Source organism: Delftia sp. K82, from assembly GCF_002193035.1.
Lineage (GTDB): Bacteria > Pseudomonadota > Gammaproteobacteria > Burkholderiales > Burkholderiaceae_C > Comamonas > Comamonas acidovorans.
Window position 1 is genome coordinate 1260358 of sequence record NZ_MYFL01000001.1, and the last position, 26417, is coordinate 1286774.

General features: G+C 66.2%; 22 protein-coding genes. 5 read left to right on the plus strand and 17 right to left on the minus strand.

The genetic code is table 11. The features are described 5' to 3' along the window. The first annotated feature begins 59 nt into the window (after nt 1-59). From KDK82_RS05335 to KDK82_RS05350, 4 genes are all read left to right on the plus strand, one after another. The gene (locus KDK82_RS05335) at nt 60-1487 is read left to right on the plus strand and encodes a sodium:proton antiporter (protein WP_088164202.1); all 1428 of its coding nucleotides are present in this window, start codon (nt 60-62) and stop codon (nt 1485-1487) included. A 37-nt stretch (nt 1488-1524) separates the two neighbouring features. Next, the gene (locus tag KDK82_RS05340; RefSeq protein ID WP_034394999.1) at nt 1525-2532 is read left to right on the plus strand and encodes a D-glycerate dehydrogenase; all 1008 of its coding nucleotides are present in this window, start codon (nt 1525-1527) and stop codon (nt 2530-2532) included. Nucleotides 2533-2642: 110 nt separating this feature from the next. Beyond that, nucleotides 2643-4133 carry a DNA recombination protein RmuC gene (locus tag KDK82_RS05345; RefSeq protein ID WP_088165434.1) on the plus strand — a complete coding sequence of 497 codons (1491 nt, stop codon included), beginning with the start codon at nt 2643-2645 and terminating at the stop codon, nt 4131-4133. A 1-nt stretch (nt 4134) separates the two neighbouring features. Next, nucleotides 4135-5316, plus strand: coding sequence for an MFS transporter (locus tag KDK82_RS05350; RefSeq protein ID WP_013801618.1), 1182 nt, complete (start codon nt 4135-4137; stop codon nt 5314-5316). Between the two features lie 69 nt (nt 5317-5385). Here KDK82_RS05350 and KDK82_RS05355 read toward each other — a convergent pair whose 3' ends face one another. The 17 genes from KDK82_RS05355 to gyrA form a co-directional block, all read right to left on the minus strand. Beyond that, nucleotides 5386-6255, minus strand: coding sequence for an LOG family protein (locus KDK82_RS05355; protein WP_013801619.1), 870 nt, complete (start codon nt 6253-6255; stop codon nt 5386-5388). Between the two features lie 243 nt (nt 6256-6498). Further along, on the minus strand, nt 6499-6882 hold the full coding sequence (locus tag KDK82_RS05360) for a monovalent cation/H(+) antiporter subunit G (protein WP_012206533.1): 384 nt from the start codon (nt 6880-6882) through the stop codon (nt 6499-6501). After that, nucleotides 6879-7157 (minus strand): K+/H+ antiporter subunit F, encoded by a 279-nt coding sequence (locus KDK82_RS05365; RefSeq protein WP_012206532.1) that lies wholly within the window; start codon nt 7155-7157, stop codon nt 6879-6881. Before KDK82_RS05365 ends, KDK82_RS05360 begins: the two co-directional genes overlap by 4 nt. Beyond that, nucleotides 7154-7645 carry a Na+/H+ antiporter subunit E gene (locus KDK82_RS05370; protein ID WP_012206531.1) on the minus strand — a complete coding sequence of 164 codons (492 nt, stop codon included), beginning with the start codon at nt 7643-7645 and terminating at the stop codon, nt 7154-7156. The genes KDK82_RS05365 and KDK82_RS05370 overlap by 4 nt, the downstream gene beginning before the upstream one ends. Continuing rightward, nucleotides 7642-9438 carry a monovalent cation/H+ antiporter subunit D gene (locus KDK82_RS05375; RefSeq protein ID WP_012206530.1) on the minus strand — a complete coding sequence of 599 codons (1797 nt, stop codon included), beginning with the start codon at nt 9436-9438 and terminating at the stop codon, nt 7642-7644. The genes KDK82_RS05370 and KDK82_RS05375 overlap by 4 nt, the downstream gene beginning before the upstream one ends. Beyond that, the gene (locus KDK82_RS05380) at nt 9435-9800 is read right to left on the minus strand and encodes a Na+/H+ antiporter subunit C (protein WP_012206529.1); all 366 of its coding nucleotides are present in this window, start codon (nt 9798-9800) and stop codon (nt 9435-9437) included. The genes KDK82_RS05375 and KDK82_RS05380 overlap by 4 nt, the downstream gene beginning before the upstream one ends. Then, nucleotides 9800-12778 carry a monovalent cation/H+ antiporter subunit A gene (locus KDK82_RS05385; RefSeq protein WP_088164203.1) on the minus strand — a complete coding sequence of 993 codons (2979 nt, stop codon included), beginning with the start codon at nt 12776-12778 and terminating at the stop codon, nt 9800-9802. The genes KDK82_RS05380 and KDK82_RS05385 overlap by 1 nt, the downstream gene beginning before the upstream one ends. 139 nt (nt 12779-12917) lie before the next feature. Then, the gene (locus KDK82_RS05390) at nt 12918-13319 is read right to left on the minus strand and encodes a helix-hairpin-helix domain-containing protein (RefSeq protein ID WP_088164204.1); all 402 of its coding nucleotides are present in this window, start codon (nt 13317-13319) and stop codon (nt 12918-12920) included. A 260-nt stretch (nt 13320-13579) separates the two neighbouring features. Then, on the minus strand, nt 13580-14755 hold the full coding sequence (gene lapB / locus KDK82_RS05395; protein ID WP_034395011.1) for a lipopolysaccharide assembly protein LapB: 1176 nt from the start codon (nt 14753-14755) through the stop codon (nt 13580-13582). After that, nucleotides 14745-15065 (minus strand): lipopolysaccharide assembly LapA domain-containing protein, encoded by a 321-nt coding sequence (locus KDK82_RS05400; RefSeq protein ID WP_088164205.1) that lies wholly within the window; start codon nt 15063-15065, stop codon nt 14745-14747. Before KDK82_RS05400 ends, lapB begins: the two co-directional genes overlap by 11 nt. Nucleotides 15066-15145: 80 nt before the next feature. Beyond that, nucleotides 15146-15487 carry an integration host factor subunit beta gene (locus KDK82_RS05405; protein WP_013801626.1) on the minus strand — a complete coding sequence of 114 codons (342 nt, stop codon included), beginning with the start codon at nt 15485-15487 and terminating at the stop codon, nt 15146-15148. 90 nt (nt 15488-15577) lie between these two features. After that, a complete protein-coding gene (rpsA, locus tag KDK82_RS05410) occupies nt 15578-17281 on the minus strand; it encodes a 30S ribosomal protein S1 (RefSeq protein ID WP_288124655.1) in 1704 nt (567 codons plus the stop codon). A gap of 167 nt (nt 17282-17448) precedes the next feature. After that, nucleotides 17449-19476 carry a bifunctional 3-phosphoshikimate 1-carboxyvinyltransferase/cytidylate kinase gene (locus KDK82_RS05415; RefSeq protein WP_043820624.1) on the minus strand — a complete coding sequence of 676 codons (2028 nt, stop codon included), beginning with the start codon at nt 19474-19476 and terminating at the stop codon, nt 17449-17451. 114 nt (nt 19477-19590) lie between these two features. Then, nucleotides 19591-20469, minus strand: coding sequence for a prephenate dehydrogenase/arogenate dehydrogenase family protein (locus tag KDK82_RS05420; protein ID WP_088164206.1), 879 nt, complete (start codon nt 20467-20469; stop codon nt 19591-19593). Next, nucleotides 20469-21569, minus strand: coding sequence for a prephenate dehydratase (gene pheA / locus KDK82_RS05425; protein ID WP_013801628.1), 1101 nt, complete (start codon nt 21567-21569; stop codon nt 20469-20471). Before pheA ends, KDK82_RS05420 begins: the two co-directional genes overlap by 1 nt. A 19-nt stretch (nt 21570-21588) precedes the next feature. Beyond that, nucleotides 21589-22698: a 3-phosphoserine/phosphohydroxythreonine transaminase gene (gene serC / locus KDK82_RS05430; RefSeq protein WP_012206519.1), complete on the minus strand. Its 1110-nt coding sequence runs from the start codon at nt 22696-22698 to the stop codon at nt 21589-21591. 123 nt (nt 22699-22821) lie between these two features. After that, nucleotides 22822-25488, minus strand: a complete 2667-nt coding sequence (gyrA, locus tag KDK82_RS05435) for a DNA gyrase subunit A (protein WP_088164207.1) — start codon at nt 25486-25488, stop codon at nt 22822-22824. Nucleotides 25489-25717: 229 nt separating this feature from the next. On the opposite strand from gyrA, the gene ompA reads away from it, so the two are divergent. Further along, nucleotides 25718-26377: an outer membrane protein OmpA gene (gene ompA / locus KDK82_RS05440; RefSeq protein WP_012206517.1), complete on the plus strand. Its 660-nt coding sequence runs from the start codon at nt 25718-25720 to the stop codon at nt 26375-26377. Nucleotides 26378-26417: the final 40 nt, after the last annotated feature.

A 26417-nucleotide genomic window follows, 5' to 3' on the forward strand; every position in this document is an offset into this window, starting at 1 on the left:
GCTGCGCGGCCCGCTGCCAGGAGGGGACAGTGAATACAGAACAAAGAGGAGACGGGACCATGAAGGCCTTGCGTGGATTGTTGGTGCTGCTCGTCGCCTGCGTGCCCTCCTGGGCCCTGGCGGCCGAGATCGATGGCGGCCAGCTGTCGGTGCTCTGGGGCGTGCCCTTTGCGGGCATGCTGTTGTCCATCGCCCTGGTGCCGCTGGCGGCGCCGCATTTCTGGCACCGGCATTTCGGCAAGTTGACGGCGGCCTGGGCGCTGGCCTTCCTGCTGCCCTTTGCAGCGGTGTTCGGTGCGGGTGCGGCCCTGGCCAACCTGGTGCATGCGCTGCTGGCCGAGTACCTGCCCTTCGTGATCCTGCTGACGGCGCTGTACACGGTGTCGGGCGGCATCTTTGTGCGCGGCAATCTCAAGGGCTCGCCGGGGCTGAACACGGCCATCCTGGCGATCGGCGCCGTGCTGGCCAGCTTCATGGGAACCACGGGCGCATCGATGCTGCTGATCCGGCCGCTGCTGCGCGCCAACGACAACCGCAGGCACCAGGTGCATGTGGTGGTGTTCTTCATCTTCATCGTCTCCAATGCCGGGGGCTCGCTGACGCCGCTGGGCGACCCGCCGCTGTTCCTGGGCTTTCTTAAGGGCGTGGACTTCTTCTGGACGGTGCGCCACATCTTCACCGAGACCCTGTTCCTGGTCGGCGTGCTGCTGGCGCTGTTCTACGCGATCGACACCTGGCTGCTGCGCAAGGCCGGCGAGGCGGACCTGCCCGATCCCACGCCCAGCATCGACGCCTCGGGCCGCGCCAGCCGCCTGGGCTTCGATGGCAGCGTGAACTTCGCGCTGCTGCTGGCCGTGGTGGCCCTGGTGCTGATGAGCGGCCTGTGGCGCACCGATGCGGGGCTGGTGCTGGCCGGCACGCATGTGGGCCTGCCGGGGCTGGTGCGCGATGCGGGCCTGATCGTGGTGGCGCTGCTGTCCCTGCGGCTCACGCCGCGCAGCGTGCACCAGGCCAACGAATTCGGCTGGGGGCCCATGCAGGAAGTGGCCAAGCTGTTCGCGGGCATCTTCCTGACCATCATCCCCGTGATCGCCATGCTCAAGGCGGGCACGGGCGGGCCGTTCGGCGCCATCGTGGGCGCCGTCACGCGCGCCGACGGCACGCCCGATCCGCTGATGTACTTCTGGGCCACGGGCCTGCTGTCCTCCTTCCTCGACAACGCGCCGACCTACCTGGTGTTCTTCAACACCGCAGGGGGCGACGCCGCGCAGCTGATGACCACGATGGCCTCCACGCTGGCGGCCATCTCCGCGGGCGCGGTGTTCATGGGTGCCAACACCTATATCGGCAACGCGCCCAACCTGATGGTCAAGGCCATTGCCGAGGAGCGCGGCGTGAAGATGCCCAGCTTCTTCGGCTACATGGCCTGGTCGCTGGGCATTCTGGTGCCACTGTTCGTATTGATGAGCTTCATCTGGTTCCGCTGAAGAACCGCCTCCCGCCAAGACAAGGAAAGAGACAGACATGGCAAGCAAACCCCGCATCCTGATCGCCCGCGCCATCCCGCCCGAGGTGGTGCGCAAGCTGGAGCAGCACTTCGAGGTCGAGTCCAACCAGGACGACGTGGTCTGGAGTCCGCAGGAGCTGGCCGCGCATCTGCAGGACAAGGACGGCGTGCTGACCACAGGCTCGCAGACCATCGATGCGGCACTGCTGGCGGCCTGCCCGCGGCTGAAGGTCGTGGCCAACATGGCCGTGGGCTACAACAACTTCGACGTGCCTGCGATGACGGCTGCGGGCGTGCAGGGCACGAACGCGCCCGACGTGCTGACCGAGACCACGGCCGACTTCGGCTTTGCCCTGCTCATGGCCACGGCCCGCCGCGTGACCGAGAGCGAGCACTACCTGCGCGCCGGAAAGTGGAACTCCTGGCGCTACGACCTGTTCGCCGGCTCGGAAGTGCACGGCAGCACGCTGGGCATCATCGGCATGGGCCGCATCGGCCAGGGCATTGCCCGGCGCGGTGCGCATGGCTTCGGCATGAAGGTGGTCTATCACAACCGCTCGCGCCTGTCGCCCGAGCTGGAAGCCGAATGCAAGGCCGGCTACGTGGGCAAGGACGAACTGCTGGCCATGGCCGACCATGTGGTGCTGGTGCTGCCCTACACCAAGGAAAACCACCACACCATAGGCGCGGCCGAGATCGCCAGGATGAAGCCCACGGCCACGCTGATCAACATCGCGCGCGGCGGCATCGTCGATGACGCGGCGCTGGCCAGGGCGCTGCGCGACAGGACCATTGCCGCCGCCGGCCTGGACGTGTTCGAGGGCGAGCCCTCGGTCCATCCCGACCTGCTGACCGTGCCCAATGTCGTGCTGACCCCGCACATCGCCAGCGCCACCATGGGCACGCGCAGCGCCATGGCCGAGCTGGCAGCCGACAACCTGATCGACTTTCTGAGCGGCAAGGGCCCGCGCACGCCCGTCAACCAGCCCGAGGCGGCGGCCGCAGGCGCGCGCGCCAAGGCCTGAGTGCCGTATTCCGACAATCGCGGGAAGGCAGGCCCTGGCCGCTTCCCGCTGCATGGAGCTGAAGCAAGATCTTGACCCAGATATCCGGAGTGTGGTGGGCGGCATGGGCCGTGCTGCTGTTGGGGCAGGCGGCCGTGATCTGGCTGCTGTGCAGGCGCTCGGCGCAGCGCGATGACGGGGTGGCGCCGCAGCAGTTGCTGCAGGCGCTGCAGATGCTGGATGTGCGGCTGCAGCAGCTCGAGCGCGGCGCCCAGGCCACGCAGATGGCCGTGGCCAAGAGCGACGGCGGTCTGGACCGCGTGTCGCAGCAACTGCAGGCCCATCTGGCCCAGGCCCAGCTCGATGCACAGGCCGCGCGGCGCGAGCAGGGCGAGGCGCTGGCAGCCTTTCGCATGGAACTGGGCCGGCTCACGGTGCGCCTGGCCGCCGACAGCGCCCAGGCCCGCGAGGCCCAGGACGAAAGCACGCAGCGCTTCAACGCCCATGTGCAGGAGCGTTTCGAGGCGCTGGCGCAGACCACGCGCAGCACGCTGGACTCCCTCAAGAACGACATCCAGCAGCAGCTGGGCGGGCTGGCGCAGTCCAGCCAGGTCCATGCCGAACAGCTGCGCGGCACGCTCAATGAGCGCCTGGCCACCATCCAGTCGGACAACGCGGCGCGGCTGGAAGAGATGCGGCGCACGGTGGACGAGAAGCTGCATGCCACGCTGGAGCAGCGCCTGGGCGAATCGTTCAAGCTGGTCAGCGACCGGCTGGAGCAGGTGCACAAGGGCCTGGGAGAGATGCAGACACTGGCCGGCAGCGTGGGCGATCTCAAGCGCGTGATGACCAATGTGAAGACGCGCGGCACCTGGGGCGAGCTGCAGCTGGGCGCCATCATCGAGAACGTGCTCACGCCCGAGCAATACGCGCGCAACGTCAAGACCGTGCCCGGCAGCGACGACATGGTGGAGTTCGCCATCCGCCTGCCCGGGCGCAGCGACGAGACGCCGGTCTGGCTGCCCATCGATGCCAAGTACCCGGTAGAGCAGTACCAGCGCCTGCTGGATGCCCAGGATGCGGCGGACAAGGCCGCAATTGCCTCGGCCGGCAATGCCTTCGAGGCATCGATCAAGTTCGAGGCCCGCAAGATCCATGGCAAGTACGTGAGCCCGCCCCACACCACGGACTTTGCCGTGCTCTACCTGCCCACGGAAGGCCTGTTTGCCGAGGTCATGCGCCGCCCCGGCCTGGTCGAGGCCGTGCAAAACGGCTGCCGCGTGATGGTCACCGGCCCGGCCAACCTGGCTGCCATGCTCAGCAGCCTGCAGATGGGCTTCAAGACGCTGGCCATCGAAAAGCGCTCCTCCGAGGTCTGGGCCGTGCTGGGCCAGGTCAAGACCGAGTTCGCCAAGTTCGGCGAGGTGGTGGATGCCACGCGCAAATCCATCGATGCCGCCGCCAAGCGCTTCGAGCAGGTGGGTGTGCGCACGCGCGCCATCCAGCGGCAATTGCGCGATGTGCAGGAGCTGCCCGCGCCGGCCTCGAGCGCAGGGCTGCCCGGTCTGCCGGACGACAAGGACACGGCGGCAGGCCTGGAGCCAGGGTCGGAGCAGGACTGAGATGAATCTGGCGCTGTTCAAAGTCATCATGGCCCAGGTCAGCGTGCACGCCACTATGGCCGGCATGCGGCTGGCCGCGCCTTTGCTGGCGCTGCAGCAGGGCTACAGCGCGGCGGCCGTGGGGATCTTGCTGGCGCTGTTTGCGCTGACCCAGGTGTTCCTGGCGCTGCCGGCTGGGCGCTTTGCGGACAAGCATGGTTTTCGCAAGCCGTTTTTCCTGTCCATGCTGGCGGCCAGCGGCGGCTGCGCGCTGGCGCTGGCGTTTCCGGTCTATCCCGTGCTGTGCCTGGTGGCGCTGCTGACGGGCGGTGCCAGCGGCGCGGTGGTGATTGCCGTGCAGCGCCATGCGGGGCGGGTCACCCACGATGCGTTGGCGCTCAAGAAGGTGTTCAGCTGGCTGGCCATAGGTCCGGCCATCTCCAATTTCATCGGGCCCTTCAGCACGGGGCTGCTGATCGATCACGCGAATTTTGGCGGCGAGGGCAGCACCATGGGCTACCGCGTCGCCTTCGGCCTGCTGGCCCTGGTGCCCGTGCTGGCCTGGAGCTGGGTGCGCCACACGCAGGAGCTGCCGCCCGTGCGCGCGCCCATCGGCGGCCCCAAGCAGCATGCCTGGGACCTGCTGCGCGACCGCAACTTCCGCAACCTGCTGCTGGTCAACTGGCTGCAGTCGGCGTGCTGGGATGTGCACACCTTTGTGCTGCCGCTGCTGGGCCATGAGAAGGGGCTGAGCGCCTCGGTCATCGGCACGCTGCTGGGCATTTTTGCCGTGGCGGCCGCCGCCATCCGCCTGGCCATGCCGCTGGTGGCCGAGCGCCTGCGCGAAGGCGCCGTGATCTCCGGCGCCATGGCCATCACCGCCTTCGTCTTTGCGCTGTACCCCTTCATGGACTCGGCACTGACCATGGGCGTGTGCTCGGTGCTGCTGGGCTTTTCGCTGGGCTCGGTGCAGCCCATGGTCATGAGCATGCTGCACCAGATCACGCCCGAGCACCGCCATGGCGAGGCGCTGGGCCTGCGGCTCATGGCCATCAATGCCTCCAGCGTGGCCATGCCCGTGCTGTTCGGCTCGGCGGGGGCGCTGATCGGCGTGTCTGCGCTGTTCTGGGTGGTGGGCGCGGCCGTGGCCTCGGGCATCCGCACGGCCTGGTTCATGGGGCTGCCGCCGCGCAAGCCGGAATGAAAAAGGCGACCTGCGCCTTGGTGCGCAGATCGCCTTGCGATGCGGTGGCGGCCTGCCGGCCGCTGCGGCTTACCAGCCGCCAGCGTGGAACTGCTTGATCAGCGCCCAGGCCTCCACCGGATCATCGGTATAGCGGAACAGCTGCAGGTCCTTGGGCGAGATCGTGCCTTCCTCGATCATCAGGTCGATGTTGAGCAGCCGCTTCCAGAACTCGGTGCCGAACAGGATCACGGGCACGGAATGCGTCTTGCCGGTCTGCATCAGGGTCAGCACCTCGAACAGCTCGTCCAGCGTGCCGAAGCCGCCGGGGAAGGCCACCAGGGCCTTGGCGCGCATCATGAAATGCATCTTGCGCAAGGCGAAGTAGTGGAACTTGAAGCTCAGGTCCGGCGAGATGAAGCGGTTGCCGTTTTGCTCGTGCGGCAGCTCGATGTTCAGGCCGATGCTGGGTGCGCCCACATCATGGGCGCCACGGTTGGCCGCCTCCATGATGCCGGGGCCGCCGCCGGTGCAGATATAGAGGCGCTCCTCGGGCGGCTGGTTCAGGCTGTCGGCGGCCACGATGCGCGTGAAGGCGCGGGCCTGCTCGTAGCGGTGGGCGTTGCGCACGGCGCGCTCGGCCACTGCAATGCGCTGTGCATCGCCGCTGGCCTGCGCGTCGGCCAGTTGCTGCTCGGCCTGCTCCAGGTCCACGAAGCGCGCGCTGCCATAGACCACGACGGTGTTTTCTATGCCGCGTTCGATCTGCGCCAGGTCGGGCTTGAGCAGCTCCAGCTGCATGCGGATGCCGCGGGTCTCGCGGCGGAACATGAATTCCGGGTCCGCGAAGGCGAGGCGATTGGAATTCTGCTGCAATGCCATGCCGTTGTGCGCCTGGTTGTGAAGGGCCGACCAGCCGTTGGCCAGATCGGTATCGGTCAGGGGGGAAGAGATTTGCATGAACCCTCGTACACAGAAAAACCCAGGGCGGCCACGCCTGTGGCCGTTCCATCAAATGCGTTGCCAGCGCAGATGATGACTGCACTATACGCTCACAAACTCATAGCCGCGGGGCTCGCGTATCCGTTGCTTTGCGCATTGACGGGGCCGGTGGCAGATTCGTATGCTGAGCAGTTGGGCAGGGCCTTGGCCTGGGGCCCGCCACCGGCAATGGGCGGGCATTTGCAGGCGCCGCAAGCGATTTCAGACGTCCGGGTGCTCGGCCGGTTCGTTGCGCACGACGGTGCTCAGCGGCGGCGGCACGTCCTGGCCCGCACGGCGCGCGCGGAACAGGGCTGCGCGCATCAGGAAGATGGTGGTGATGGGCACGGTCACCGAAATGAAGACCGCAATCAGCAGCGCATGCACGGCCAGGCTCTGGCCACTGACGGAAAAGTAGATCCAGGTGGCATGCATGATCAGCCAGCAGCCCATGGTGGCGATGATGGAGGGCGCATGCACGCGCTCGAAATAGCTGCCCAGCCGCCACAGTCCCATGGAGCCCAGGAAGGCGATGATGGCGCCGCCCAGCGCCAGCGCGGCAACCAGGATCTGGCACCACAGCGGCAGTGTGGTCTCCGGCGTCATTCGATCACCTCGCCGCGCAGCAGGAACTTGGCCATGGCGGTGGAGCCCACGCAGCCGAACAGCGCGACCAGCAAGGCCGCCTCGAAGTAGCTTGTGCTGTCGTAGATGATGCCCATGAGCAGCATGGCCAGCATGCCGTTGAGGTACATGCAGTCCAGCGCCAGCACGCGGTCCTGGGCGTGCGGGCCCTTGAGCAGGCGCAGCACGGCGCAGCCCATGGCCGCGACCAGCAGGCCCAGCGCGAACATCAAAGTCCAGTGGAACCAGGGCATCATTCGAAAATCTCCATCAGGGGGCGCTCGTAGCAACGCTTGACGTGCTGGACGATCTCCTCGGGATCATCGACCTCCAGCACATGCAGCATGAGCTGAGAGCGGTCGCGCGAGATCTCGGCCCAGGCCGTGCCGGGCGTGATGCACACGATCATGGCGAGCACGGCCAGGCCGTTGGGGTCGCGCAGTTCCAGCGGGATGCGCACGAAGTTGGCCGGGTGCTTGCGCATGCCCGGAAACAGCATGAACCGCACGACGTTGAAGTTGGACACCGAGGTGTCCCAGACCACGCGCAGCGCCAGGCGCAGGATGGTCAGCGGATGGCGCACCCGCACGGGCAAGGGGCGCAGGCCGCGCAGCAGCAGCGGCAGCAGCAGGCCCAGCAATGCGCCGAGCAGGATCTGTCCACTGCTGAACGAACGGTTGAGCAGCAGCCACAGCAGGAACAGCGCCACCGACAGCAGCGGCGCGGGCAGCAGGGTTTTCATCATCGGGAATCCTCCTTGCCCGCCGTCGTGCCTGCATCGCCTATGCCTGCGGGTATGGGCGCGCCACTGGCCTGGGCCGCGGCGCGTGCCGCGCCTTCAGGGCCGGCTTCCAGGCGGGCCTTCTTTTCTGCCGGGCTGGGCTCCGGCTGCGTGCCCATGACGGAGCGCACATAGACATCGGGTGCCAGCAGCGCATCGGCTGCGCGCTGGGTGTAGCCCATCAGCTCGCCGCCGCGCATCGTCAGTGCCACGCAGCAGGCCAGCAGCAAGGCGATGGGCAGGCCTTCGACCACGCGCAGCGAGGGGGAGTTCTGCTCCTCGGTCGCCCAGAAGTGGCGTATGCCGGCGCGAACCAGCGACAGCAGGGCCAGCAGCCCGGTGATGATCATCAGCGCCACCAGCACCCAGCCGGCCCAGCCGGCCTGGAAGCCGCTGGAGTTGCCCAGGCCCAGGGGGTTGAGCAGGGCAGACAGCATGGCGAACTTGCCCACGAAGCCCGACAGCGGCGGCAGGCCGGTAACCACCAGGGTGGCCAGCATGAAGCTCAGGCCGATGAAGGCGGCTGCGGCGGGAATGGCGCGGCCGATCAGCACCTCTTCGGATTCGTCAAGGTTGAATCCCTCGGTGGGAAGCAGCTCGGCGTTGAGGAAGGGCGCCTCGTCGTCTTCATAGGGCTCGCCCGCGTCGTCGTCCACGCGCCAGCGGTCCACCACGTCGGCAATCAGGAAGAGCGCGCTCACGGCCAGGGTGGAGCTGGGCAGGTAGTACAGCAGCCCCGCCGTCAGCGCGTTCTGGCCAAAGCCCGTGGCAGCCAGCAGGGTGCCTGACGACAGGATGGCCGCAAAGCCCGCGATATGCGTCAGGCGCTGCGAGCCCAGCATGCCCAGGCCCCCGAAGGCCATGGTCAGCATGCCGCCGACGATCAGCCAGGTGCTGCCGAACAGGGCGGAGGAGCCGGCCTCGGAGCTGAACAGCAGCGTCCACAGCCGCAGCACCACGTAGACGCCCACCTTGGTCATGAGCGCAAATACGGCACCAACGGGCGCGGTGGCCGCGCTGTAGGCCGGCACCAGCCAGAAGTTCAGCGGCCACATGGCCGCCTTGGTCAGGAAGGCGATGCCCAGGATGGCCGCTGCCGAATGCAGCAGCCCGCGGTCGGCACTGCTGATCTGGGGAATGGCGCGCGCCAGGTCGGCCATGTTCAGCGTGCCGGTCAGGCCGTAGAGCATGGACACGCCGATGAGGAACAGCGACGAGGCGGCCAGGTTGATGGCGATGTAGTGCAGGCCCGCCTGGATGCGCGCCCGGCCCGAGCCATGCAGCAACAGGCCGTAGGAGGCCGCGAGCATGATCTCGAAGAACACGAACAGGTTGAACAGGTCCGCCGTGAGGAAGGCGCCGCTCAGGCCCATCAGCTGGAACTGGAACAGCGAGTGAAAGTGCATCCCCGCGCGGTGCCAGCGGGCGCTGGAGAAGATCAGCGAGGCCAGGGCCACCGTGTAGGTCAGCACCAGCATCATGCCGGTCAGGCGGTCCAGCGCCAGCGAGATGCCGAAGGGCATGGGCCAGTTGCCCGGCATGTAGACGCCCAGGTTGACGGGTGCGCCGGCCTGGTCGGTCCACAGCATCAGCAGCACGGCCACGCCCAGGCCCAGCACGGTGGACACCAGGCCAAGGGCGAACTTCACGCGCTGGCGCTCCTCGCGCAGCAGCAGCATCAGCGCTGCCGAGAGCATGGGCAGCACGATGGGCGCCAGCATCAGGTGCGGCATGAGACGGGCGGTCAGCTCGTTCATGGCATCTCCTGCTCGGTGCGGGAATGGGCTCCGTCCACATGGTCGGTGGCGGTGGTGCCGCGCGAGGCCAGCAGCACCACCAGGAACAGCGCCGTCATGGCAAAGCCGATCACGATGGCCGTGAGCACCAGCGCCTGGGGCATGGGATCGGCATAGTGCGCGAGATCCTGCGGCACGCCGGCCCGCAGCACGGGCTCCTTGTCAATGGCCAGGCCCTGGCGGCCCATGCTGAAGATGAACAGGTTGACCGCATACGACAGCAGGGCCAGCCCCATGATGACCTGGTAGGTCCGTGGGCGCAGCAGCAGCCACACGCCCGAGCCGGTCAGTACGCCGATGGCAATGGCAAGCACGACTTCCATCAGAAACCTCCTCGCGCCAGGGCTGCGGCGGTGGCCTGCTGCACGGCGGCTTCGGCCTCCTCGGCCTGTTGTTGCTGCTCCTCCAGCAGGCGGGCGTGGTAGCGGTGGCTGCGCACCGATTGGTGGGCGATGGCCGTCAGAATGAGCATGGTCGCGCCCACCACCAGCGAGAACACACCGATGTCGAAGAACAGGGCGCTGGCGAGATGCACGTCGCCGACGACTGGCAGGGTCATATGGAAGGTGTGGCTGGTGAGGAAGGGATAGCCGGCCACGATGGAGCCCATGCCGGTACCCAGTGCGAACAGCAGGCCGACACCGATCCATCGGCGCGGGAAGATCGGCAAGTGGGCCTCGACCCACTGCGTGCCGGAGATGATGTACTGCATCAGCAAGGCGACCGAGAACACCAGGCCGGCGACGAAGCCGCCTCCGGGTTCGTTGTGGCCGCGCATGAAGATGTAGACCGAGACCAGGGCCGCGAAAGGCAGCAGCAGGCGGACCAGCACGGCGGGCACCATCAGGTAGCCCACGGCCGTATCGCCGGCATTGCGCGGATTGAACAGATCGGTCTGCAGGTCGCCTGGCACGTAGCGCTGCTGTTCGGGCAGGTCCAGCGTCTCGCGGGCTGGGCGGAAGCGCCGCAGCAGGGCATAGACCACCAGGGCCACGATGCCCAGCACCACGATTTCGCCGAAGGTGTCGAAGCCACGGAAGTCCACCAGCATGACGTTGACCACATTGGTGCCGCCGCCGTCGCTGAGCGCATGTTCGAGGAAGAAGGTGGAGGCGCCGTCATAGAAGGGGCGGCTCATCATGGCGAAGGCCAGCCAGGCCATGCCGCCCCCGGCCACCAGCGACAGCAGCAGGTCGCGCATGCGGCGCGAGCGGGCACGCAGCTCGGCGGACAGCACGGGAATGTGCAGGCTCTTGTCGCGCTTGGGCATCCAGCGCAGGCCCAGCAGCATCAGCACCGTGGTGGCGACCTCGACCACCAGCTGGGTCAGCGCCAGATCGGGCGCCGAGAACCACAGGAAGGTCAGGCAGGTGCACAGGCCGGCACCGCCCAGCATGATCAGCGCGGTCAGCCGGTGGTACTTGGCCTTCCAGGCCGTGCCCAGGGCGCAGAGAATGCCCACCGACCACAGCAGCACGAAGGCGGGCGACAGCGGCAGCATGCCCCGATCGCCCAGCTTGATGCCCTGCAGCCACAGCGGCAGAACGCCCGCCAGCACGGCGGTGCAGACCAGCCACAGCATCTGCCACTGCAGGCGCATTGTGGACAGGCACCGGCGCGACCAGCGGCCCAGCAGGGACAGGCGGGCCAGCAGGTTCTCGAAGATGCGCTGGCCGCTGAGCGTGCCCACCAGCGGTGCGGTATCGATATGGCCGGCCTGGCGCTGCCAGCGCAGCAGCATGTACAGCAGGATGCCGCCAATCAGGGCGACCAGGCTCATGATCAAGGGCATGTTCCAGCCGTGCCAGATGGCCAGGCTGTACTCGGGCAGATCGCCGCCGACCACGGGCGTGGCGGCCGCTGCAAGGAAGCTGCCCACCGCCCACGCCGGCAGCATGCCGACCACCAGGCAGGCCAGCACCAGCAATTCGACGGGCACGCGCATCCAGTGCGGCGGCTCGTGCGGCTCGTGCGGCAGGTCGGTGGCCTTGGGGCCGAAGAAGACGTCGATGGTGAAGCGCAGCGAATAGGCCACGCTGAACATGCCCGCCACCGTGGCGGCCACGGGCAGGGCCGTGCGCACCCAGGGGGCAGCGTCCAGGTAGACGGTCTCTGCGAAGAACATCTCCTTGGACAGGAAGCCGTTGAGCAGCGGCACGCCCGCCATGGCCGCACTGGCCACGCAGGCCAGCGTGGCCGTGATGGGCATCATGTGCCGCAGGCCCGAGAGGCGGCGGATGTCGCGCGTGCCGCTTTCATGGTCAACGATGCCTGCGGCCATGAACAGCGAGGCCTTGAAGGTCGCGTGGTTCATGATGTGGAACACCGCAGCCACGGCGGCCAGCTTGCTGTTGAGGCCCAGCAGCAGCGTGATCAGGCCCAGGTGGGAAATCGTCGAATAGGCCAGCAATCCCTTGAGATCGTGCTGAAACATGGCCAGATAGCCACCGATGAGCAGCGTTGCAGCGCCTGCTCCGCCCACCAGCCAGAACCAGGCATCGGTGTCACCCAGCACGGGCCACATGCGCGCCAGCAGGAAGACGCCGGCCTTGACCATGGTGGCGGAGTGCAGGTAGGCCGACACCGGCGTGGGCGCGGCCATGGCGTGCGGCAGCCAGAAGTGGAAGGGGAACTGCGCGCTCTTGGTCAGCGCGCCCAGCAGGATCAGCACCAGGGCGACCAGGTACAACTGGTGGTCGCGCACCTGCTGGCCGGCGATGAGCACGTTGTCCAGGTCATAGCTGCCCACGATGTGGCCCAGCACCAGCATGCCGGCCAGCATGGCCAGGCCGCCCGTTCCCGTCACCGTCAGCGCCATGCGCGCGCCCCGGCGTGCATCCTTGCGATGGTGCCAGTATCCGATCAGAAGAAAGGAGAAGAGGCTGGTCAGCTCCCAGAAGAAGGCAATCTGGATGATGTTGCCCGACAGCACCACGCCCGCCATCGCGCCCATGAAGGCCAGAAAAAACGAGAAAAAGCGCGGCACGGGATCGGCCGGCGACATGTAGTAGCGCGCATAAAGCACCACCAGCGAACCGATGCCCAGCACCAGCATGCAGAACATCCAGGCAAAGCCGTCCATGCGGATCACCAGATTCAGCCCCAGTGCCGGCAGCCACTCGATCTCCTGGCGCAGCACCTCTCCATCGGCGATCTGGGGGAACAGCAATGCCGTCTGGATGGCGCAGCCGAGGGCAATGACGCCGGCCAGCGTTGACTCCGTATTGCGCGCATTGGCGGGCAGCATTGCGGCAATCAGGCTGCCGATGAAGGGTAGGAGGATGAGGGTGATCAGGGGCATGGGCGGTTCATTTTACGGGCAAGGTTTTTTGCTTCGCTATGAAAACCTGAGCATGTTTCAGGCTATGGCCGCGCGTACCCCGAGGGTAGTACGCATGAAAAACCCGCCGAAGCGGGTTGAATAGAGACAGTTGGCGTACTCAGGAGGCCGCGCCGGCCTTGGCCGGCGTTGCCGGTTTGGCGGCCTGGTCCTTGGTCGGCTTGGCGCCTTTGGCTGCCGTGTCCTTGGTGTCCTTGGCCGCCGTGTCCTTTGCATCGGGCTTGGCTCCCTGGCCCTTGTAGCTGGTGCCATTGACCGTCAGGCCGTCACCCGAGAACTTGGCGGCGGTCGGTTCGCCCACGCCTTTGACGCGGGCAATGAAATCGGGCCAGTCCTTGAAGGCGGAGGATTTGCGCTCCTCGAGAATGCGCGCCGACATGGCCGGGCCAATGCCCTTGATGGATGTCAGTTCGGCTTCATTCGCCTTGTTGACCTCCACGGCAGCCAGGGCCATCACGGACCACAGCAGTGCAATGAAGCCAGCCATCAGTTTTCTGAACATACAAACCTCCTGATCCCAAAATGTTGAGGGCCGCAACATTGCGACCCAGAGGCATCTTATGCAGGGCCTTGGCGTGCGGCTAGGCGGTGAAGGGGGCCAGCAGGCCCGTGCAGGCATGGCCGAACGTGTGCAAAGCCAATGGCCATGCGCCTGCCAAGGCGGTTTCTAGGAATACTCTGAAAATACACCGTCCATGCCGTGTTTGCCAATGGGGGTGACGCGATGCAGGGGGTGGAGCTGTTTCTCGCGCCTGCCCCGCATCACAGCTCCTCGACGCGCCGGGCCGGATAGCTGTCCCAGCTCTGGCAGCCGGGGCAATGCCAGAAATGCTGGCGTGCCTCGAAGCCGCAGGCCGCGCAGCGGTAGCGGGTCAGCGGTTTGGCCGCGTGGTCCAGCGCGCGTTGCACGGCCGGGTGGTATTGCTCCTCGGCCAGCTTCTCGCCTGCCAGCCACTGCGCGGCAGCCACCAGTGAGGGCTCCCTGTCCAGATGCTGGACCAGGCGTGCGCGTCCCGGTGCCTTGGTTTCACCATCGTTGCTCTGTTCTTCAATTTGAGCGTCCAGCGCGACCAGCGCCTGCAGCAGATCCAGCGAGGGTGCCTGCTCGTACTGCTGGCTGAGCAGTTGGTGGATGTGCTGGCGCTGGCCCGTGGCGGCGGCAATGTCCACCAGCAGCTGAGCCGCCAGCGGCAGCGAGGCTGGGGACTGCTCGGCCAGGCTTTCCAACGTGTGCAGGGCCTGGGCCGATTGCCCCATGCGGTGCTGCAGCTGCGCGTGCTCCAGGCGCGGGCGTGCGGCCTGTGGGGCGGTGGTGATGGCCTGCTGCAGCCGCTGTAGTGCCTCGGCCTGCTGGCCCTGGGTCAACAGGGCCTGGGCGTCTTCGCAGAGGTAGTGGGCCAGGCGGCCGCTGAAGTCGCCCTGGTTGGCTTCCTGCATGCGGCGCGCAATGGCGGCGGCCTGTGTCCAGTCGCGCGAGCGTTCGTAGATGGCCAGCAGGGCCAGGCGGGCTTCGGCCTCGAAGGCCGTGCCTTCCAAGCGGCGCAGCGCGTCCTCGGCGCGATCGAGCAGGCCTGCCTTCAGAAAGTCCTGGGCCAGCGCGTGCTGGGCGCGGTCGCGGTCCACGCGGCTGAGGTCGCCGCGCGACAGCAGGTGTTCGTGCACGCGCACGGCGCGGTTGTATTCGCCACGGCGGCGAAAGAGGTTGCCCAGCGCGAAGTGCAGCTCCGAAGTGTCGGGGTCGTTCTGCACGGCTTCGATGAAGGCGTCGATGGCCTTGTCCTGCTGCTCGTTGAGCAGGAAGTTCAGACCCTTGAAATAGGCCTTGGGCGCCTGGCGGTTTTCGGCGCGAATCTGCCTCAGGTCCCAGCGCGAGGCCAGCCAGCCCAGCACGAAGGCGACGGGCAGGCCCAGCAATATCCAGCTCAGATCAAATTCCATGCACGTCGCCCGGCAGGATGGGGGATGGGGCAGCCTTGGGCACCGTGGCCGCTGCCGGTGCATCGGCCGCTGCAGGTACCGTGACCTGGGTCGAGCGCGCGGCGTTGCGGTGCTTGAGCCAGCGCGGCACCATGCCCAGAACGCCCACGATCAGGCCCAGGGCGAAGGCGGCCAGCACCACCAGTACCAGTGGCGCAGTCCAGGAGGTGCCGAAGAAGAAGTGCACCGTCGCGTCCTGCTGGTTGTTCAGGGCGAAAGCGAACAGCGTAAAAAAAATGGCCGCCTTGAGCAGCCACAGGAAGTACTTCATGTGTTCCCTTGTGTGACGGGAACGATTCTAGAGCCTGACGGAGAGGGTGGCTGCGGCGCGCGCAGCTGGTCAGCCCGCTTTCAGGCGGCAGGGCCGGTGCCTGTGCCGGAGCCTGTGTTGTCTGTATCGATGGCCGCACCGGGGCGCAGGTCCACGGCTTCGCGCAGGGCCTTGCCGGGCTTGAAGTGCGGCACGCGCTTGGACGGAATGTGGACAGCCTCGCCACTGCGGGGATTGCGGCCCATGCGGGGCGGGCGATGGTTGACCGAGAAACTGCCAAAGCCGCGGATTTCGATGCGATGGCCTCGCACCAGGGCATCGCTGACGGCGTCAAGAATCGTCTTGACGGCCTGCTCGGCATCGCGCTGGCTCAGTTGGCCAAAGCGGGCGGCGAGTTCTTCGACGAGATCGGATCGGGTCATCAAGGATAGGAATCAGGGGTTGAAATGGCGACGGGCGCCCGGAGGCGCCCGTCGCATCCGACCTTCAGCGGTCAGCAGACTGGCTGCTGATTACTTGTCGGAGTTGTCCAGCTTGGCGCGCAGCAGGGCGCCCAGGCTGGTCGTGCCGGCGTTTTCCTTGGCCGACTGAGCGGACAGGGAAGCCATGGCTTCTTGCTGGTCGACCTGGTCCTTGGCCTTGATCGACAGCTGGATGTTGCGGGTCTTGCGATCCACATTGACCACCACGGCGGTGATCTCGTCGCCTTCCTTCAGCACCGAGCGGGCATCTTCCACGCGGTCCACGGCGATTTCCGAAGCACGCAGGTAACCGATGATGTCTTCGCCCAGGTCGATTTCAGCACCACGTGCGTCCACCGTCTTGACCTTGCCCGACACGATCTGGCCCTTGTCGTTCACGGTCACGAAGGTCGTGAAGGGATCGCTGTCCAGCTGCTTGATGCCCAGGGAGATGCGCTCGCGCTCGACGTCCACGGCCAGCACGATGGCTTCGACTTCCTGGCCCTTCTTGTAGTTGCGCACGGCAGCTTCGCCGGGCTCGTTCCAGGACAGGTCGGACAGGTGCACCAGGCCGTCGATACCGGCAGCCAGGCCCACGAAGACGCCGAAGTCGGTGATCGACTTGATCGGGCCCTTGACGCGGTCGCCGCGCTTGGTGTTCTGCGCGAACTCTTGCCAGGGGTTGGCCTTGCACTGCTTCATGCCCAGCGAGATGCGACGCTTGTCTTCGTCGATCTCCAGCACCATGACTTCGACTTCGTCACCCAGGGTAACGAGCTTGGTCGGAGCAATGTTCTTGTTGGTCCAGTCCATTTCGGAGACGTGCACCAGGCCTTCGATGCCGGGTTCCAGCTCGACGAACGCGCCGTAGTCGGCAATGTTCGTGACCTTGCCGAACAGACGGGTGCTCGAGGGGTAGCGGCGCGAAACGCCCATCCACGGGTCGTCGCCCATTTGCTTCAGACCCAGCGAGACACGGTTCTTCTCGGTGTCGAACTTGAGGATCTTGGCGGTGATTTCCTGGCCAGCCTGCACGACTTCCGAGGGATGACGCACGCGGCGCCATGCCATGTCGGTGATGTGCAGCAGGCCGTCGATGCCGCCCAGGTCCACGAACGCACCGTATTCGGTGATGTTCTTGACCACGCCTTGAACGATGGCGCCTTCCTTCAGCGTTTCCATCAGCTTGGCGCGCTCTTCGCCCATCGAGGCTTCGACCACGGCGCGGCGGCTCAGCACCACGTTGTTGCGCTTGCGGTCCAGCTTGATGACCTTGAACTCCATCGTCTTGTTTTCGTACGGAGTCAGGTCCTTGATCGGACGGGTGTCGATCAGCGAACCGGGCAGGAAGGCGCGGATGCCGTTGACCAGCACCGTCAGGCCGCCCTTGACCTTGCCGGAGGTCGTGCCGGTCACGAATTCGCCCGATTCCAGGGCCTTTTCCAGAGCCAGCCACGAGGCCAGGCGCTTGGCGGTGTCGCGCGACAGGATGGTGTCGCCGTAGCCGTTTTCGATCGAGCCGATGGCGACCGACACAAAGTCGCCCACCTGGACTTCGATTTCTCCCTGGTCGTTCTTGAATTCGTCGATTGGCACGTAGGCTTCCGACTTCAGGCCAGCGTTCACGACGACGAAGTTGTGCTCGACGCGCACGACTTCAGCGGTGATGACCTCGCCAGGACGCATTTCCGTGCGTTGCAGCGATTCTTCAAACAGGGAGGCAAAAGATTCAGACATGTATTTCCTTGCCCGCAAACAGGTTTCCGCCGGCACTATTGCCAGGCGTTTCTAGGACTGTTTGCGGAGGTGTTGTGGGTTCAACCACGGTGTTGGAGTCTATGGACCTCGGGCCGTACATGGGGCGGTGCCGCCATGTCTGGGCCCGGAGGGCGGGTTTGCCGACCGTGCGGCGCAACTGGCAATCAGTCGCGGCCGAACGGCTGGCGTTCCTGCCACCACGAAAGCACCTGCTCTGCCACCTCTTCGATGGAGAGCTCGGAGCTGTCAAGCAGCATGGAATCCTGGGCGGGCTTGAGCGGTGCGACGCTGCGGTTCATGTCCCGCGCATCGCGTGCTTCAAGGTCAGCCCGAAGGGCGCTTATGTTAGCGGCAATTCCTTTGGAAATCAACTGCTTATGCCGGCGCTCGGCGCGACAGGCGGCGGAGGCCGACAAATAGACCTTGAGGGGAGCATGGGGAAAGATCACCGTGCCCATGTCGCGGCCGTCGGCAACCAGCCCCGGAAGCTGCTGGAAGGACAGCTGCAGGTCCACCAGCGCGTCGCGCACGGCAGGCAGGGCCGAGACGCGCGAGGCGTTCATGCCCGACTCCTCGCTGCGCAGGATGAGGGTGACATCCTCGTCACCCAGCCAGATGCGCTGCTCGGCGTCAAAGCGCACGGGCAGCTCGCGCGCCAGCACGGCGATCTGCTGGGCGTGCGGTTCGTCCAGCACCAGGCCGGCGCGCGATGCGGCCAGTCCCGTGAGCCGGTACAGCGCGCCCGAGTCCAGCAGGTGGTAGCCAAGAGCCTGGGCGACCTCGGCGGCAATCGTGCCCTTGCCCGAGGCCGTGGGGCCATCGATGCAGATCACGGGAATGCGCGCGCGGGCCGTCTCGCAGACCGAGAACAGGGCCTCGAAGTAGTCGGGGAAGGTCTTGGCGACGCACTTGGGGTCTTCGATGCGCACGGGCAGGGCGGCCGGGTTGAAGGCCGCCAGCGAAAAGCACATGGCCACGCGGTGGTCGTCATAGGTGTGGATGCTGGCCGCACGCCATGCGGCGGTGGACGCGGGCGGCGTGATGCGGATGTAGTCCGCACCCTCCTCGACGTCGGCGCCCAGCTTGCGCAGCTCCTTGGTCATGGCCGCGATGCGGTCGGTTTCCTTGACACGCCAGCTTGCGATATTGCGCAGCGTGGTCGTGCCATCGGCATACAGGGCCATGACGGCCAGCGTCATGGCGGCATCGGGGATGTGGTTGCAGTCCAGGTCGATGGCCTTGAGCGGCCATGCGCCACGGCGGATGCGCAGCCAGTTGGGGCCGCCTTCCACCTCGGCGCCCATGGCGCGCGCGGCCTCGACAAAGCGGATATCGCCCTGGATGGAGTCCAGTCCCACGCCGAGGATGCGGATGCCTTCGGCGCTGTCCGAGGCGATGGCGCCCAGTGCGATGAAGTAGCTGGCCGACGAGGCGTCTGCCTCGACATGGATCTCGCCCGGCGAGCTGTAGCGGCTGCCGGCCGGGATGGTGAAGCGCTGCCAGTTCTCGTTGTGCACGGCAATGCCGAAGCGGGCCAGCAATTCCAGCGTGATGTGGATGTAGGGCTTGGAGATCAGCTCGCCCACGACTTCGATGGTGATGTCGCGTGTGTTGGCCAGCAGCGGCAGCGCCATCAGCAGCGAGGTCAGGAACTGGCTGGAGACATCGCCACGCACCTGGATGGGGCTGTGCGGCAGCTGCGAGAAATCGGGCTGGCGGATGTGCAGCGGAGGAAAGCCCTCGTTGCCCAGATAGTCGATGCGGCAGCCGAGCTGGCGCAGCGCATCGACCAGATCGCCGATGGGGCGCTCATGCATGCGCGGCACGCCGCTGAGCTTGAAGTCGCCGCCCAGCACGGACAGGGCTGCCGTCAGCGGCCGCATGGCCGTGCCGGCGTTGCCCATGAACAGTTCGGCGCTGGCGCCAGAGGGCAGGACGCCGCCCAGGCCGGTGATGCGCACGGGCTGGCCGAGGGTGATGGTCGTGGGCTCCACCGTGCAGCCCAGTTGCTGCAGGGCCCGGAGCATGACGCGCGTGTCGTCCGAGTCGAGCAGGTCGTGGACCACGGTCGTGCCCTGGCTCAGTGCCGCGAGCAGCAGCACGCGGTTCGAGATGCTCTTGGAGCCCGGCAGGCTCACCGTGCCCTGCGCGCGGGAAAGAGGGGGGATATCGAGGAAGGCGGTACTGAACATGGCAATTCGGATGCAAACAGGCTGTCGGGAGGCATTGCGGCCGCGCCGGCCGCAATGCACAGGAGCGCTTTGGGTGCGCCGGGCTTGCGTCTGGCGCTTGCCCTGCGTTGCGCGTCAGCGGCGCGGAGCGCCCATGCGCCAATGGGCGCGCGCGGCGCTGGCCAGGGTCAGGTGGTCTTCAAGACCTTGTCCGTCACCGGCCTGGATCAGGGATTCGAGTTGCTGCAGCGCCTGCTGGAACTGGCGTGACTGTGCCAGAACCTGCTCGCTGTTGGCCAGCAGCACATCACGCCACATCTTGGGATCGCCTGCGGCAATGCGCGTGAAGTCTCGGAAGCCGGGGCCGGCCAGGGACAGCACGTCGTCGGAGTCGGGCTGGGTGATCACGCTTTGCATCATGGCGAAGGCCAGCAGATGCGGCAGGTGGCTGACCGTGGCAAAGGCACTGTCGTGGGCTTCGGGCGACATGGCGCGCACGCGGCAGCCCAGCAGCTCCCACAGGGAGCGGGCCTTTTGCAGGTGGTCGGTCAGCGTGCGTTCGGTGGGCGTCAGGATGACCTGTGCGCCCTTGTACAGCTGGGGGTCGGAGTGCTCGACGCCCGAGACTTCCTTGCCTGCAATGGGGTGGGCCGGGACGAAGGAGCCGAGCTGGTCGCGCAGGGCCGAGCGGGCGGCATGCACCACATCGACCTTGGTGGAGCCCACGTCCATGATCATCATCTCGGGCGTGACCAAGTGCTTGATGGACTTGAGCGTGGCCTCGGTCGCCGCCACGGGCACGGCCAGCAGCACCAGGTCGGCACCGGCGGCGGCCAGCAGGGCGGAGGGGGCCTCCACATCGATGACGCCCATCTGGCGAGCGCGTTCGGTCGTCGAAGGCGACTTGCTGTAGCCCACGACGCGCTTGACCAGCCCTGCCTGCTTGAGCGCCAGGGCGAACGAGCCGCCCATGAGGCCGCAGCCGATCAGGCCCAGTTGTTCAAAGGGCTGCATCACTTGGATACCGGGTAGGTGCCCAGCACCTTGTAGAAGGCGCACAGGCCGCGCAACTCTTCCAGCGCGCTGGCCACGTTGGGCTGTGCCGGGTGGCCTTCGAGGTCGATGTAGAAGTAGTACTCCCACTGGCCGGTGCGCGCGGGGCGCGACTCGAAGCGCGTCATCGACACGCCGTGCCTCTTGAGCGGCACCAGCAGGTCATGCACGGCGCCGGGGCGGTTGGGCACGGAGATGATGATGCTGGTGCAATCCTGGCCGCTGGGCGAGGGCGTGGCCAGCGTGTGCGGCAGGCAGATGACGGCGAAGCGCGTGCGGTTGTAGGCATCGTCCTGGATGGCATGCGCCACCACATGCAGGCCGAATTGCTGGGCTGCGCGTTCGCTGGCCAGGCCGGCGATGTTGGGATGCAGCGCTGCCAGGCGGGCGCCTTCGGCATTGCTGGACACCGGGCGGCGCTCGGCATGCGGCAGGTGCTTGGCCAGCCAGCCCTGGCACTGGGCCAGGGCCTGGGGATGGGCTGCCACGACCTCGATGCCCTCGGTCGTGTTGCTGCTGCGAAGCAGGTTGTGGCGCACCAGCAGGCTGACCTCGCCCACCACGTGGCAGGGCGTGTGCAGGAACATGTCCAGCGAGCGCGTGACCACGCCTTCGTTGGAGTTCTCCACGCCCACCACGCCGTACTGCGCGCTGCCTGCGGCCGTGGCGTGGAACACCTCGTCGAAGCTGTTGCAGTACATCAAATCGGCCGCGCCGCCGAAGTACTGGATGGCGGCTTCCTCGCAGAACGTGCCCGCCGGGCCCAGCACGGCCACGCGCTGGGGCGACTCCAGCGCCAGGCAGGCCGACATGATCTCGCGCCAGATGGCCGAGACATGGCCGTTCTTGAGCGGGCCGGGGTTGGCGGACTCGATCTTCTGTATGACCTGGGCCACGCGGTCCGGGCGGAAGAAGGGCGTGCCTTCACGCTTCTTGACCTCGCCGACCTGCTCTGCCACGCGGGCACGTCGGTTCAGCAGATCCAGCAGTTGCTGGTCGATATCGTCGATCTGCACGCGCAGATGCGCCAGATCGGGAGAGGCTTGGGGTGTGGTGCTCATGGGCGGGAGTGTGGGTCGGTCAGGCGTTGCGCTGTTCGAATTCGCGCATGTACTCCACCAGCGCCTGCACGCCAGCGATGGGCATGGCGTTGTAGATGCTGGCACGCATGCCGCCGACGGACTTGTGGCCCTTGAGCTGCAGCAGGCCGCGTTCCCGGGCTCCGGCCAGGAAGGCGTCATTGCGCGATTCGTCGCGCAGGAAGAAGGGTATGTTCATGCGCGAGCGGCAATTGGCAGCGACCTTGTTCACGTAGAACGAGGACTGGTCCACGTACTGGTAGAACAGGTCGGCCTTGGCGATGTTGCGCGCCTCCAGGGCGGCCACGCCGGTCAGGCCGCCTTCGGTCTGGCGCTTGATCCATTGGAACGTGAGGCCTGCGATGTAGATGCCCCACGTCGGCGGCGTGTTGTACATCGACTGGTTGTCGGCCACGGTCTTGTAGTCGAAGGCCGAAGGGCAGGCCGGCAAGGCGTGGCCCAGCAGATCCTCGCGCACGATGACCAGGGTCAGGCCGGCAGGGCCCAGGTTCTTCTGCGCGCCGCCGAATGCCAGGCCAACGCGGCTCCAATCGACGGGGCGCGAGGCCACGTGCGAGGAGAAGTCAACCACCAGCGGAGCATCGCAGCCCAGCGCCTTCAGGTCGGGCAGCTCCTGGAACTCCACGCCATGGATGGTTTCGTTGCTGCAGATGTGCACGTAGCTGGCGCCGCGGCTCAGTTGCCAGCTCTCGGGGGCGGGCAGGGCGGTGAACTTGCCGTCCTCGCCGCTGGCCGCGATGTGCGCGTCGGCCACGTACTTGCGTGCTTCCTTGGCCGACTTCTGGCTCCAGCTGCCGCTGAGCACGAAGTCCACCGTGCCTGCGCGCGAGAGGTTCAGGGGAACGATGGCGTTCTCGGCCAGGCCGCCACCCTGCATGAACAGGATCTTGAACTCGGGCGGTACGGCCAGCAGCTCGCGCAGGTCGGCCTCGGCCTGTTCATAGATGGAGATGAACTCCTTGCCGCGGTGGCTCATCTCCATCACGCTCATGCCGGACCCGTGCCAGTCGAGCATTTCGGCGGCTGCCTGCTGCAGCACTTCGGCGGGAATGGCGGCGGGGCCGGCGGAGAAGTTGTAAGGGCGGTTCATGGAGTTCACTGTCAAGTCACGCACAGGCGCCAGTTCGGGCGGTGCCTGCAACTGTCAAAAATCTGAGCCGCCGCTGGGACTGAGCTCCCGGTGCGGGAGGCAGCCCCAGCGGCGGCTGGGTCATCAGGCGGGCTCGCCCGTGCCTTCGGCAGCGGCTTCGTCGCCGCCTGCGGCCTCCTCGCCCGTGGCCTCGTCCTCGACTTCGTTGGCATCGTTTTCAACGATGCGCTGCAGGCCGCCGAGCTTGGCGCCTTCGTCCAGGGAGATCAGCGTCACGCCCTGGGTGGCGCGGCCCAGTTCGCGGATTTCCGAGACCCGGGTGCGCACCAGCACGCCAGTGTCGGTGATCAGCATGATTTCGTCATCGGCATGCACCAGGGTGGCGGCGACGACCTTGCCGTTGCGCTCGGATTGCTGGATGGCAATCATGCCCTTGGTGCCGCGGCCATGGCGCGTGTACTCCACGATGGAGGTGCGCTTGCCGTAGCCGTTCTCGGTGGCCGTGAGCACGCTTTGCGACTCGTCTTCGGCCACCAGCATGGCGATCACGCTCTGGCCTTCTTCCAGGTTCATGCCCTTGACGCCACGCGCGTTGCGGCCCATGGGGCGCACGTCGTTTTCGTCGAAGCGCACGGCCTTGCCGCCGTCGCTGAACAGCATCACGTCATGCTTGCCGTCGGTGAGGGCTGCGCCGATCAGGAAGTCGCCCTCGTCCAGGCCCACGGCGATGATGCCGGCCTTGCGCGGGTTGGAGAACTCGTCCAGCGCCGTCTTCTTCACGGTGCCCATGCTGGTGGACATGAACACATAGTGGTCGGCCGGGAAGCTGCGGTACTCGCCCGTCAGCGGCAGCACCACGTTGATCTTCTCGCCATCCTGCAGCGGGAACATGTTGACGATGGGGCGTCCGCGCGAGCCGCGCGAACCTGCGGGCACTTCCCAGACCTTGAGCCAGTACAGGCGGCCGCGGTTGGAGAAGCACAGCAGGTAGTCGTGCGTGTTGGCGATGAACAGCTGGTCGATCCAGTCGTCTTCCTTGGTGGCCGTGGCCTGCTTGCCGCGTCCGCCGCGCTTTTGCGAGCGGTACTCGGACAGCGGCTGGCTCTTGATGTAGCCCGTGTGGCTGAGCGTGACCACCATGTCGGTGGGCGTGATCAGGTCCTCGGTGGACAGGTCCTGCGCGCTGTACTCGACCGTGCTGCGGCGGGCGCCGACCTTGCTCTGGCCGAACTCGGCCTTGATCTGCTTGAGCTCGTCGCCAATGATGGCCGACACGCGCTCGGGCTTGGACAGGATGTCCAGCAGGTCCTCGATGACGGACATCACGTCCTTGTACTCGGCGACGATCTTGTCCTGCTCCAGGCCGGTCAGTCGCTGCAGGCGCATCTGCAGGATTTCCTGGGCCTGGGTTTCGGACAGGCGGTACAGGCCATCGGACTGCATGCCGAATTCGCGCTCCAGCCCGTCGGGGCGGTAGTCGTCGGCGTTGACCACGCCGCCATCGGTGCGGGTGCGCGTGAGCATCTCGCGCACCAGCTTGCTGTCCCAGTTGCGCGTCATCAGCTCGGCCTTGGCCACAGGCGGCGTCGGCGCGTTGCGGATGATGGCGATGAAGTCGTCGATATTGGCCAGCGCGACCGCCAGGCCTTCCAGCACATGGCCGCGCTCGCGCGCCTTGCGCAGCTCATACACCGTGCGGCGCGTAACCACTTCGCGGCGGTGCTGCAGGAAGACCTCGACCAGATCCTTCAGATTGCACAGCTTGGGCTGGCCATCGACCAGCGCCACCATGTTCATGCCGAAGGTGTCTTGCAGCTGGGTCAGCTTGTACAGGTTGTTGAGCACGACCTCGGGCACTTCGCCACGCTTGAGCTCGATCACCAGGCGCATGCCCGACTTGTCGGACTCGTCCTGGATGTGGCTGATGCCTTCGATCTTCTTCTCGTGCACCAGCTCTGCCATGCGCTCCTGCAGCGTCTTCTTGTTGACCTGGTAGGGCAGCTCGTCAACGATGATGGCCTGGCGCTGGCCGCGATCGATGTCCTCGAAGTGGCACTTGGCGCGCATCACCACGCGTCCGCGACCCGTGCGGTAGCCTTCCTTGACACCGTTGATGCCATAGATGATGCCGGCCGTGGGGAAGTCTGGCGCGGGAATGATCTCCATCAGCTCGTCGATGGTGGCCTGAGGCGTCTGCAGCAGGTGCAGGCAGGCATCCACCACCTCGTTGAGGTTGTGCGGAGGAATGTTGGTGGCCATGCCCACGGCAATGCCCGAGGAGCCATTGACCAGCAGGTTGGGCAACCGCGCAGGCAGCACCAGCGGCTCGCGCTCGCTGCCGTCGTAGTTCGGGCCGTAGTCCACCGTCTCCTTGTCGATGTCGCCCAGCATCTCGTGGGAGATCTTGGACAGGCGGATTTCGGTGTAACGCATCGCCGCCGCGCTGTCCCCGTCCACCGAACCGAAGTTGCCCTGCCCGTCGACCAGCATGTGGCGCAGCGAGAAATCCTGTGCCATGCGCACGATGGTGTCGTACACCGCACTGTCTCCGTGCGGGTGGTACTTGCCGATCACGTCGCCGACGATACGCGCCGACTTCTTGTACGGCCGGTTCCAGTCGTTGTTGAGCTCGTGCATGGCGAACAGCACGCGCCGATGCACAGGCTTGAGACCATCTCGCGCATCGGGCAGCGCCCGGCCCACGATCACGCTCATTGCGTAATCGAGATAGCTGCGACGCATCTCCTCTTCGAGGCTGATGGGCAGGGTTTCTTTAGCAAACTGGGTCATGTGTGGCGATACTCTGACGGCGGGAAAAGGCCCATTTTAGGTCGAATGACGTGTAGCAGCCGAGCAACATAACCCTGGAATTCCGCCGCTGTCCTACTTGTTGGCGCCCGCTTGGCGGTCCGTCTGCTTGTGACGTATGGCACAATCAATTCAACGTTTTTGGTGATGGTCACTGATAACGTCCACAGATTCGCAGCCCTGCTGCGGCTTTTTCCCCAAGAGGAGAACCATGAAGAAACTGAACAAAGTGGCGATGTTGTTTGCCTCTGCCGCCCTCGCAACGGCTGCTGGCGCACAAGTGAAGGCTGCTGACGGTGGCAAGACCATCGACAACTGGCAAAACGGCACCAGCGAACTGGTGTGGAAGAACGGCACGAACGAACTGTGCTGGCGCGATGCCAACTGGACGCCCGCCACTGCAGCAGCTGACTGCGACGGTGCTCTGAAGCCTGTGGCAGCCGCTGTGGCTCCTGCCGCAACGCCCGCTCCGGCAGCTCCCGCTCCGGCACCGGCTCCCGCTCCGGCCGTGGCTTCCAAGGTGACCTTCTCTGCTGACGCTTTCTTCGACTTCGACAAGTCGGTTCTGAAGCCCGAAGGCAAGGCCAAGCTGGATGACCTGGCCTCCAAGGTCAAGGGCATCAACCTGGAAGTGGTCATCGCCGTCGGTCACACCGACTCCGTTGGCTCTGACGCCTACAACCAGAAGCTGTCGGTTCGCCGCGCTGAAGCTGTGAAGGCTTACTTGGTGTCCAAGGGCATCGAAAAGAACCGCGTCTACACTGAAGGCAAGGGCGAAAAGCAGCCCATCGCCGACAACAAGACCAAGGAAGGCCGCGCAAAGAACCGTCGCGTGGAAATCGAAGTGGTCGGCACCCGCGCCGCTCAGTAATCTTTCGATTGCTTCCCGCAAAAGCCCCGGCAACGGGGCT

Excerpts from the sequence above, each read along its gene's own strand:
- KDK82_RS05405 (WP_013801626.1), bottom strand. The coding sequence starts at position 15,487 with ATGACCCGATCCGATCTCGTCGAAGAACTCGCCGCCCGCTTTGGCCAA.
- KDK82_RS05350 (WP_013801618.1), top strand. The coding sequence starts at position 4,135 with ATGAATCTGGCGCTGTTCAAAGTCATCATGGCCCAGGTCAGCGTGCAC.
- ompA (WP_012206517.1), top strand. The coding sequence starts at position 25,718 with ATGAAGAAACTGAACAAAGTGGCGATGTTGTTTGCCTCTGCCGCCCTC.
- KDK82_RS05355 (WP_013801619.1), bottom strand. The coding sequence starts at position 6,255 with ATGCAAATCTCTTCCCCCCTGACCGATACCGATCTGGCCAACGGCTGG.
- KDK82_RS05340 (WP_034394999.1), top strand. The coding sequence starts at position 1,525 with ATGGCAAGCAAACCCCGCATCCTGATCGCCCGCGCCATCCCGCCCGAG.
- KDK82_RS05415 (WP_043820624.1), bottom strand. The coding sequence starts at position 19,476 with ATGTTCAGTACCGCCTTCCTCGATATCCCCCCTCTTTCCCGCGCGCAG.
- KDK82_RS05385 (WP_088164203.1), bottom strand. The coding sequence starts at position 12,778 with ATGCCCCTGATCACCCTCATCCTCCTACCCTTCATCGGCAGCCTGATT.
- gyrA (WP_088164207.1), bottom strand. The coding sequence starts at position 25,488 with ATGACCCAGTTTGCTAAAGAAACCCTGCCCATCAGCCTCGAAGAGGAG.
- KDK82_RS05360 (WP_012206533.1), bottom strand. The coding sequence starts at position 6,882 with ATGACGCCGGAGACCACACTGCCGCTGTGGTGCCAGATCCTGGTTGCC.
- KDK82_RS05365 (WP_012206532.1), bottom strand. The coding sequence starts at position 7,157 with ATGATGCCCTGGTTCCACTGGACTTTGATGTTCGCGCTGGGCCTGCTG.
- KDK82_RS05390 (WP_088164204.1), bottom strand. The coding sequence starts at position 13,319 with ATGTTCAGAAAACTGATGGCTGGCTTCATTGCACTGCTGTGGTCCGTG.
- KDK82_RS05370 (WP_012206531.1), bottom strand. The coding sequence starts at position 7,645 with ATGATGAAAACCCTGCTGCCCGCGCCGCTGCTGTCGGTGGCGCTGTTC.
- KDK82_RS05335 (WP_088164202.1), top strand. The coding sequence starts at position 60 with ATGAAGGCCTTGCGTGGATTGTTGGTGCTGCTCGTCGCCTGCGTGCCC.
- KDK82_RS05375 (WP_012206530.1), bottom strand. The coding sequence starts at position 9,438 with ATGAACGAGCTGACCGCCCGTCTCATGCCGCACCTGATGCTGGCGCCC.
- KDK82_RS05400 (WP_088164205.1), bottom strand. The coding sequence starts at position 15,065 with ATGAAGTACTTCCTGTGGCTGCTCAAGGCGGCCATTTTTTTTACGCTG.
- lapB (WP_034395011.1), bottom strand. The coding sequence starts at position 14,755 with ATGGAATTTGATCTGAGCTGGATATTGCTGGGCCTGCCCGTCGCCTTC.
- KDK82_RS05380 (WP_012206529.1), bottom strand. The coding sequence starts at position 9,800 with ATGGAAGTCGTGCTTGCCATTGCCATCGGCGTACTGACCGGCTCGGGC.
- pheA (WP_013801628.1), bottom strand. The coding sequence starts at position 21,569 with ATGAGCACCACACCCCAAGCCTCTCCCGATCTGGCGCATCTGCGCGTG.
- KDK82_RS05420 (WP_088164206.1), bottom strand. The coding sequence starts at position 20,469 with ATGCAGCCCTTTGAACAACTGGGCCTGATCGGCTGCGGCCTCATGGGC.
- serC (WP_012206519.1), bottom strand. The coding sequence starts at position 22,698 with ATGAACCGCCCTTACAACTTCTCCGCCGGCCCCGCCGCCATTCCCGCC.